Genomic DNA, 8,804 nt, shown 5'->3' on the forward strand with positions numbered 1-8,804 from the left:
CGCCCCCGCCGCCGCCCCAAGGCGACCCGACCAAGGACTTCACCCAGGCCCGGCAACTGATGCTGGCCGGCGACTACGACGGCGCCGAGGCGGCGTTCGCCGCCTATGTGGAGACCTATCCCGACGGCCCGAAGGCGGCCGAGGCCAACTACTGGTGGGGCAAGACCCTGGGGGTCCGCGGCGCCCACGCCAATGCGGCCCAGGCCTATATCGCCGCCATCCGCGGCTGGCCCCAGACCTCGTGGGGGCCGGATGCGGTGGTGGAGCTGGCCCGGTCGCTGGTGGCGCTGAAGAAGCCGGCGGACGCCTGCCAGACCCTGGCCGAGTTCGCACGGCGCTATCCCAAGGCGCCGGCCAACGTCCAGAGCCGCGCCGCCGCCACGCGCACCCAGGCCAAGTGCGCGGCCTAGAGGCGCAAGCCCGCCGTATCCTCGATGGCCATCTGCTCCGCGACAGCCGCCGGCCCCTCGCCGTCGGCCTGTCGGGCGGCAGCGACTCCCTCGCGCTGACCCTGATCGCCGACGCCTGGGCGCGCGGGGCCGGGCGGGACCTCCTGATCCTCACGGTCGACCATGGGCTTCAGGCGGACAGCGCCGCCTGGACGCAAGCCTGCGCCGCGGTGGCCGCCCGGTTCGACCGCCCGTTCCGCGCCCTTTGCTGGACTGGCGACAAGCCTGCCGCCGGGCTGCCCGCCGCCGCGCGCCTGGCCCGGCACCGCCTGCTCGCGGACGCGGCGCGGGAGGCTGGGGCGCGGGTGATCCTTCTTGGGCACACGGCCGACGATCTGGCCGAGGCCGCGGTCATGCGGGCGGGCGGCTCCACCACACCGGATCCCAGGGCCTGGGCGCCCTCGCCGGTCTGGCCGCAGGGGCGGGGCGTCTTCCTTCTCCGTCCGCTGCTGGGGGCGGCGCGGGCGGACCTGCGCGCCTGGCTCGCCGCGCGGGGCGAGACCTGGATCGACGATCCCGCCAATGCCGACCCGCGCTACGCCCGCAGCCGGGCGCGGCTGGCCATGCCGCCCCATCCAGCGCCGACGACGCTCCAGGGCCCGCTGGAGCTGGCCCGGTTCGCGACCGAACACGCCGGGATCATCACGCTGGAGTCTGCAAGACTAGGGTCGGCGTCGCCCGACGAGGCGCGCCGGTTCGTGGCCTTGGCGGCCGTCTGCGCCGGGGGCGGCGAGCGGCTGCCCGCGACCGCGCGGACCGCCCGGGCGGCCGAAGCGCTGCTGGGGCCCGCGCCCTTCACCGCAACGCTCGCCGGCGCGCGGATCCAGTCTGAAGACGGATCGGTACGTATCTTCCGCGAGCCGGGCGAGGCGGGCCGGGGCGGTCTGGCCTCTCTGCGATCCCCAGGGGTGTTCGACGGGCGGTTCGAGATCGCCGGGGGCGCGGAGGTCCGGCGCCTGTCGGGCCTAGCGAGCCGGCTCTCGCCGCCGGATCGGGCGATCCTGCGCGAGCTGCCGGCGGCGGCGCGCGGGGCCTTGCCCGTGGTGGTGGAGCCGGACGGCGCGGTGCGCCTGGCGCCGCTCGAGAGCCTAGTGGGCGAGCGGCTGCGGGCCGCGGCGGGGCTAGTTCAGCGGGAGCCGGCCTGAAGCACGTGGTCCACGCCGCGCACGATGGCGTCGGCGTAGCGCGGGCCCAGCAGATTGGCGTGGCTGGACGGCGGCACGTGCTCGATGAACCCCGCTCGGGAGTGGTTGGCGGGCTTTTCTTGTAGCGCCTTCAGCGCCGCGCGGCCCCGGTGCGGGCCGGCCGTGACCACCGCCACCGGCAGGTCCGGGGGCAACTCCACCGCGCCGGCCATCTCGGAGGTGCGGGGCCACTGCGTCACCTCGGCCGCCGCGCCATGCGCGTGGGAAGCCGAGGCGTGGATCCGCCGCTTCTCGGCGCCCGCCGCGCCCGGAAGGCCGATCAGGTTGCCGCTGATGAAGGAGACCGGGACCATGAGGCCGAACCGGGCCCCGTGGCTGACCACCTGCAGCACCCGGCCGAAACCGCGGATCGCGCTGGGCCCGCCAGGCAGGCTGAAGACGTCCGGGGTCACCGCGTCCACCAGCACCAGGCCGGCGAGCGGGCGGTCGCGCTCCAGGGCGAAGAGGCGGACCATCAGCCCGCCCATGGAATGGCCGACCAGCAGGATCGGGCCCGTCTCACGCAGGGCGCCGAGCAGGGCGTCGAGGTCGTCGTTGATCGAGCGGCCGTCGCGCGGCTCCGGCCCCGCGTCGGAATGGCCCAGCCCCGCGCGGTCGTAGGCCAGGCTGCGCAGGCCCCTGGCCGCCAGCTTCTCCTGCACCACCGCCCAGTCCGAGGCGCAGCCGAAGGCGCCGTGTTCGCAGACGATCAGGGGATGGGCGGGCGTCTCGGCGGGACCCGCGCGCACGATCCGCAGGGACCGGCCGCCGATGTCGATCTTCTCGCCGCGGAAACTGCTCAAAGGCTGAGCTGCGCCCGGGGGCGGCCGTCCGGGCCGATGGACAGCTCGCGCAGGCCGTCGATCTTCTCGCGCTTGGCGGCCTCGCGGGCCTGGCCCTCGAGGTTCTTCTCGGCGGCGGCCAGGTCCTGGGCGTCGGTGGTCTTGCGCCGGACGACGAGGACCTGTGGGTTGGTCTTGGCCTCCATCAGCGCCCGCTTGCTCTCGGGGATGAAGGACACATAGGCCATGCGGACCCGGCCGGAGTACCGCTTGGCCTTGTCGATCGGCAGGTCGCCGGCCTCGGCGAAGGCCTTGCCCAGGAACATGGCCGGGTTGAGCGGCCGGCCGTCGCCGTCGCGGATCTCGAAATGCAGGTGGGGGCCGGTGGACGTGCCCGTCGAGCCGATGCGGCCCAGGGGCATCCCGGCCTTCACCGCCAGGCCCGGCTTCACGCCGGCCGCGATGCCGCCCAGGTGGGCGTAGAAGGTGGTCAGGCTCTCGGCGTGGCGCACGGCCACGTAGCGGCCGTAGCCGCCCTTGGTCCCCGCCTCGACCACGACGCCGTCGGCCACGGCGACCGCGGGCACCCCGGCGTCGGCCGAGATGTCGACGCCCTCGTGCAGCCGGCCGTTCCCCTCCCAGGGCAGCTGGCGCAGGCCGAAGGGCGAGACGACGGCGTGGCCGGGCACGGGCTCTTCAAAGGCGATCAGGACCTCTTCCGCCGGGCGGGCCGCGACGGCCGCGGGGCGGGCGCTGGTGAGGGCGATCTGGGCGGTCGTGGCGCGAGGCGCCGGCATGGGCAGGGACGCATGGGCCACGGCGAAGGCGCTGAGGCCCGCCGCCGCCACGATGGCCGCCTCGGCCGCCAGGCGCGAACGACGTTTCAGGATCGGCTTCCGTTCCGGCGCCACGTGTCTCGAACTCCCCACCAACCGCGAGCGATCAAGGCCGCGCCCCGAAACGGGGCCGGGCGGCAGACTGCCGGGCGTTCTAGGCAAAATCCGGGCCGCGGGCAAACGGCCTCACCCCCGGCGCGAAGCCCGATACTCCCGGCCGGCGCTGGACGAGGCCGACCGGGAGGGGCTCCAGGGTCACGAAGCGCCGGGGCCGGTACGCGGTTCCCGTCCCAGGGACACTCGGCGGACGGTCCATCCGGCCCGGGCTTCGTCTCCGCTAGAACTGGAACCGCACCGTGGCGCGGATGTCGTATTCCTCGTAGTCGCCGTCCATGGTGGCGCCGCCGTTGACGGCGTAGAGCACCCGCGCCGCGCCGCCGCGCAGGCCCGCGCGCACCACGGCGCCGCCCTTGAACACGTCTTCGGGATCGAGGGTGAAGTCCTCGCCGCCCTCGAAATGGGCCGTGGTCTTGGCCGGCCCGCCCGCGAGCTTGGCGCGGTAGCCGGCCTTGATCTCGGGCGCGAAGAAGGTCTCGTCGCCGAACTTCCAGCCGATGGCCAGCAGGGCTTCGCCGGTCAGCATGTCGCCGGTGCGCTTGTCGACGATCAGGTTGAACCCGGCGCCGCCGTTCTTCTCCTTGTAGCCGTCCTCGGCCAGCCGCAGATAGCTCGCCGAGATCTCGGGCCGGGCATAGAAGCCGCCCACCTGCACCTCGTAGGAGGCGCCGGCGTAGGCGTCGACCATCCAGGCGTTCCACTTGGAGTCGGCGCGCCGGCTGAGGTTCACGCTCTCGAGCCGCCGGTCGCCGTCGAAGAAGGCGTAGCCGACCCCGCCGCGCACCGCGGCCTGCAGCGGCCCGCCGTCCAGGCGCCAGTAGAGGCCGGCGCCGAAGAGGTTCATCGAGATCTCCTCGCCCGCCGCCGCGCCGCGATCCTTCACGTCGGTGGTGACGAAGCTGACGTTCGCACCCAGAGCCGCGGCCTCGCCCTGCAGGTCCATGCCGGCGGCGAAGCCGAAGCCCTGGCTCTTGAAGCCGGCGGCGTCGGCCTTGTCCCGGCGGATGTTGAAGGCGACCTCCTGGGCCCAGACGCCGGTCCCCGACGACCGGTCGATGGCCATCGGGACGGCGACCGCGCCCGACACCGCCGCCGAGATGGCCGCCGCCGACATCAGCACGCCGCCGGAGTGATCGGGCAGCATCTGGTCGTAGAGGCCCTGGAAGCCGGACTGGGTGGTCTGGGCGAGGAACGCCTGTTCGACGGCGTCGTCCTTGTCGAGCGAGGCGAACACCGCGCCGTAGGCCTGGGAACCCGAGCGGTTCAGGCCCAGCTCGGCAGCCGTCTTCGGCCGCAGGTCGACGTAGAGCGCGCCGGCGGTCGTGTCGGCGCGGAGATCGGCGTTGTAGAGGAACGGCGCGCCGGCCAAGGTCGCGCCCGCCTGGCCCACCGTCAGGGTCCCCGCCTGCACGATCTGGAACGACTGCGCGCCGCGGGAGATGGCGGTGAGGGTCACGTTCACCTGCGCCCCCGTCTCGATGGTGGCGGCCCCCGTGACGTTCAGCCGGGTGTTGGTGAGCGTGGGATCCACATTGACCGCGAGCACGCCCTTGGCCCCCAGGTTCAGCGAGGTGAGCGTCACCGTCTCGGTATTGGCCATCGAGAGCTTGCCGTTGCGCACGTCGACGCTCAGCCGACCATCGCTGTCCACGATGCGGCCCGCGGCCGTGGCGCCGCCGTCCAGGACCAGGGCGTCGGCGCCGGCGCCGAAGTTCATGGTCCCCGAGAGCGTGCCCGCCAGCAGCTCCAGCCGGTCGGCGCCCGAGCCGAACAGGACGTCGCCGCCGATGGCGGGGGTGTCCGCCGTGTTGACCAGCGCCTGGCGCACCACGGCGCCCGTCGTATTGGCCGACAGGTCGATGGCGATGGTCTTGCCCGTCTGGGTGACCCCGGTGGCCGGCGTCACCAGGGCCCTGATCGCGCCCGAGTTCTCGATCAGGGCGAGGCTGCCGGACAGGTCGACGATGGCGCGGGCGTCGTGCAGGCCGCCGTTCTGCTCGGCGCCGATGGTGCCGGCGTTGCGCAGCACCGGGACCACGGCGTTGGCGTTCAGCAGCACGGCGGTCGACTGCGCCAGGTAGGCGCGGCCGACGATGGAGGCGCCCGAGGCGTTGTTGATCCCGCCCTGGACGGTGACCGTCCCGCCGCCGGCCTGGCCGATCCGCAGGGCCACCGCCGCGACGCCGTCGTTGACGCCGTTGCCGGTGACCGCGCCGCGGTTGATCACGCCATAGGCCAGGTCGCCGGTCCCGACCGCGCCGATGGTGGTCGCCGAGACGCCGCCGATGTCGAGCGCCGGGGCCGCGCCGTACGAGACGATCGAGGCCGTCCCCTCGGACGTATCGGTGATGCCGTCGTCGTCCTCGTCTGTGTCGGTGGTGCTGTTGTCGGCAGGCGGGCGGTCGAGCAGGATCCCCTTGCCGACGTTGCCGGTGATGCGGACGGCGCCGCCCCCCTGCTTCAGGTCGTCGGCGTCCAGTTTCCCGCGGGCGGTGTCGGCCAGGCGGTCGGTGGTGCGATAGCCGGTGTTGGTGATGGCGCCCTGCAGCGCCACCGCGCCGTCCACGTCGCCCAGCAGCAGCGCCACCGTGCCCTCGCCCTGGGACTGCACGGCGCCCAGGATCCTCACGTCGCCCGACACGGAGTCGGCGCGGACGCCCACGCTGCGGTCGCCGGTGATCGCCACGCCGCCGGTCGAGGTCAGGCTGCCCGTGAGCCGTCCCTCGATGGAGATGGCGCCGGAGTCGTTGCCCTCGACCGTGATGGTCCCGCTGTTGACGATGGAGCCGGTGGCGCCCGGCGAGAGGACCCGCAGGCCGAAGCGGCCGGACCCCTGCGCGAACAGCCCGTCGGCGTCGCCGTCGCTGTCGGCGTCGGCCGCCGTGTAGTCCTCGGCGAGGCTGATCGTGCCGGCGTTGGTGATGGAGGTCGCCACGCCGCCGTTCACCTGAATGCCGGTGGCGCCGTTCACGCCGGTGAAGTTGATGGAGCCGTTGTTGATCACGGCGTTGGAGCTGTCGACCGTCACGGCCGGCCCGGCCACGGTGGGCGCGATGGACCCTGTGCTGTCGATGGTCAGGTGGTCCGGCTGGCCGCCGGCGATGGTCGAGGTCTTGACCGGCGCCGTGGTGGCCGTGGTGATCTTCGTCTCGGCGTGGGCGGAGGCGGCGTAGAGGAGCGGCAGCACGGCCGCGGACACGAGGAGACGCTTCATTGCTTTCCCGAAACGATGCGACATGGTAGCCACGGACAAGCGGCTATACGTCGTGTAGTTATTTGTTGCGTAAATACTGTATTATGCGGCTTGTCACCGCCCTGCAAGCGCGCAGTGCAAGCCCGGAGCCCCTGATGCCGAGACCCGCGACCGATCCCGCCAAGGCCGCCCAGATCAAGATCCTGCGCCAGCAGGCCGGCCGCTGGCTGAAGACGGCCCGCGAAGAGGCGCGCCTGACACAGGCCGAACTGGCCGAGAAGGTGGGCTTGCGCTACTACACCTTCGTCTCGCAGGTGGAGAGCGGGTTGGGCCGCCTGCCGATCGAGACCCAGGGCGCCTGGGCCGAGGCGCTGGGCCTGGAGCCCGGCGAATTCGCCAAGACGCTGCTGCGCTACTACGAACCTGAACTATATAGGTTGCTGTTCGGCGCCGAGAGCGCGTCCCAGGCCCTCAAGGGCCAGGCGACGGGATAGCGCGCCTCCAGGAGATGCTTCCCGAAGAGATGGGCCAGGTCGTCCCCTTCATCGCCCGTGTCCGCGACAGCGGCGACTGGACCGCGGCCGAGCGCGCCCGGCTGCAGGAGCTGGCCGACCGGCTGGCGGCCAGCGGCGTCGACGTGGAGGTCATCTACGGCGCCACGGACGAGGGCGACCCCTGGTGCGTGGTCACCGACGGCGCCGGCGACGTCCTGATCCACGTGGCGCGGATCGGGGGCAAGTTCGTGGTCCACTCGGCGGTGGACGACGCCATCAACGAGAACGCCGACCTGCACACCGCCCTGCGCGACCACCTCGCCGCGACCGAGGGCGCCCTGGCGGACCAGTCGGCGACCATCCTGCCCTTCGGCCTGACCGCCCGCCAGGGCCAGACCTTCCTGGCGCTGGTGGTGGCCGCCGCCTTCTTCTACGAGACCACCGCCGTCGGCGGGACGGCCGAGGCGGCCGAGCTGCCCGACTTGCCGCCGGACGAGCCGAGCATGCCCCAGCCCGACGCGGACGCGCCGGTGCAGGAGCGCGACCTCGCTACCCAGGGCGCGACCCTGCAGCAGCAGGCGCCCGGCGCGGCCACCGCCGCGGCCGCGGCGCTTCTGCCCACCGAGGCCTTCGCGGCCGCCGATCGCGGCGCGCCGGACGATGGGGCCCAGGCCGCCGCGCCCGTCGAGCTGGCGGACGAGGCGCCCGCCGCCAAGGTCGAGGCGATCCTGCCCGCCGCTGCGCCCGCAGAGCCTCCCGCGACGATCATCGGCACGGATGGCGACGACCGGCTCACCGGCACGACTGCGGACGAGCGCATCGTCGGCGGCGCCGGCAACGACACCCTGAACGGCGGGGGTGGGCGCGACCTGCTGATCGGCGGCGCGGGCGACGACCGCATCGAGCTGGCCGAGGGCGCCACGGCGGTGGGCGGCGAAGGCGCCGACACCTTCGTGATCCAGGCGCCCGTCCAGCTCGGGAACGCCGCGACCCTTCTGGGCGTGATCCTGGATTTCAGCAGCTTCGACGGCGACAAGCTGATCACCGCGGGCGGCCGCACCATCCAGCTTCCGGCCCGCCCGGCCCCGCCCGCCGAGGGTGGCGTCACCACCACGGACAGTGAGGGTGCGGGCGACCGCAGCGGCGGCGGCGGCGGCGGCGGCTTCACCGGGCAGGGCGGAGATCCGACCCTGGCCCCTCCCGGCGACGGGACGTTCGGCCCGACCCTGGTCGGCCCGCCGCTGACGCGGGTGGAGGTCGACTTCGACGGCGACGGCGTGATCGACGGCTATGTGCTGGTGGGCCGCAACGGCCACCTGGTGGGCGGCGACGACAGCCCGATCGTTCTGCCGACGACCGGAGCCATCGGCGACAACCTGTTCGGCTGAGGCCGGGCCGAAGGGGCTTAGTGCAGCCCCTTCACGATGCCCTCGACCATCTTCTTGGCGTCGGCGAACAGCATCATGGTGTTGTCCTTGAAGAACAGCTCGTTCTCCACGCCCGCGTAGCCGGCGGCCATGCCGCGCTTCACGAACAGCACCGTGCGGGCCTTCTCCACGTCCAGGATCGGCATGCCGAAGATGGGCGACTGCGGGTCGGTCTTGGCGGCCGGGTTGGTGACGTCGTTGGCGCCGATCACGAAGGCCACGTCGGCGGTCGCGAACTCGGCGTTGATGTCCTCCAGCTCGAAGACCTCGTCGTACGGCACGTTGGCCTCGGCCAGCAGCACGTTCATGTGCCCGGGCATCC

Annotated in this window: 8 protein-coding genes; 4 read left to right on the top strand and 4 right to left on the bottom strand. The window is 73.2% G+C overall.

The annotated features are described in order from the left end of the window. On the top strand, positions 1 to 410 hold a 410-nt coding region (gene ybgF, locus AX721_RS11280), incomplete at its 5' end, for a tol-pal system protein YbgF (RefSeq protein ID WP_156467134.1). Further along, positions 398 to 1,594 (top strand): tRNA lysidine(34) synthetase TilS, encoded by a 1,197-nt coding sequence (gene tilS, locus AX721_RS28680; RefSeq protein ID WP_068876113.1) that lies wholly within the window; start codon positions 398 to 400, stop codon positions 1,592 to 1,594. The genes ybgF and tilS, both read left to right, overlap by 13 nt. On the opposite strand, the gene AX721_RS11290 is transcribed toward tilS, so the two are convergent. The 3 genes from AX721_RS11290 to AX721_RS11300 all read right to left on the bottom strand — a co-directional run bounded on the left by AX721_RS11290 (position 1,576) and on the right by AX721_RS11300 (position 6,582). After that, a complete protein-coding gene (locus tag AX721_RS11290; protein ID WP_068876114.1) occupies positions 1,576 to 2,436 on the bottom strand; it encodes an alpha/beta hydrolase in 861 nt (286 codons plus the stop codon). The genes tilS and AX721_RS11290 overlap by 19 nt on opposite strands. Further along, positions 2,433 to 3,326: a M23 family metallopeptidase gene (locus AX721_RS11295; protein WP_068876115.1), complete on the bottom strand. Its 894-nt coding sequence runs from the start codon at positions 3,324 to 3,326 to the stop codon at positions 2,433 to 2,435. Before AX721_RS11295 ends, AX721_RS11290 begins: the two co-directional genes overlap by 4 nt. Before the next feature lie 262 nt (positions 3,327 to 3,588). Further along, on the bottom strand, positions 3,589 to 6,582 hold the full coding sequence (locus tag AX721_RS11300) for an autotransporter domain-containing protein (protein WP_068876116.1): 2,994 nt from the start codon (positions 6,580 to 6,582) through the stop codon (positions 3,589 to 3,591). Between the two features lie 134 nt (positions 6,583 to 6,716). On the opposite strand from AX721_RS11300, the gene AX721_RS11305 reads away from it, so the two are divergent. Next, the gene (locus tag AX721_RS11305) at positions 6,717 to 7,055 is read left to right on the top strand and encodes a helix-turn-helix domain-containing protein (RefSeq protein WP_068876117.1); all 339 of its coding nucleotides are present in this window, start codon (positions 6,717 to 6,719) and stop codon (positions 7,053 to 7,055) included. Between the two features lie 14 nt (positions 7,056 to 7,069). Beyond that, a complete protein-coding gene (locus AX721_RS11310; protein WP_068876118.1) occupies positions 7,070 to 8,443 on the top strand; it encodes a calcium-binding protein in 1,374 nt (457 codons plus the stop codon). A 17-nt stretch (positions 8,444 to 8,460) separates the two neighbouring features. Here AX721_RS11310 and AX721_RS11315 read toward each other — a convergent pair. After that, a partial coding sequence (locus AX721_RS11315) for an NAD(P)(+) transhydrogenase (Re/Si-specific) subunit beta (protein ID WP_068876119.1) occupies positions 8,461 to 8,804 on the bottom strand: 344 nt, incomplete at its 5' end.

Origin of the sequence: Phenylobacterium sp. CCH9-H3 (genome assembly GCF_001557235.1) — a bacterium.
GTDB lineage: Bacteria > Pseudomonadota > Alphaproteobacteria > Caulobacterales > Caulobacteraceae > Phenylobacterium.

Bases quoted from the DNA above. Each gene is read 5' to 3' on its own strand.
- AX721_RS11300 (WP_068876116.1), bottom strand. From the start codon at position 6,582: ATGAAGCGTCTCCTCGTGTCCGCGGCCGTGCTGCCGCTCCTCTACGCC.
- AX721_RS11305 (WP_068876117.1), top strand. From the start codon at position 6,717: ATGCCGAGACCCGCGACCGATCCCGCCAAGGCCGCCCAGATCAAGATC.
- AX721_RS11310 (WP_068876118.1), top strand. From the start codon at position 7,070: ATGCTTCCCGAAGAGATGGGCCAGGTCGTCCCCTTCATCGCCCGTGTC.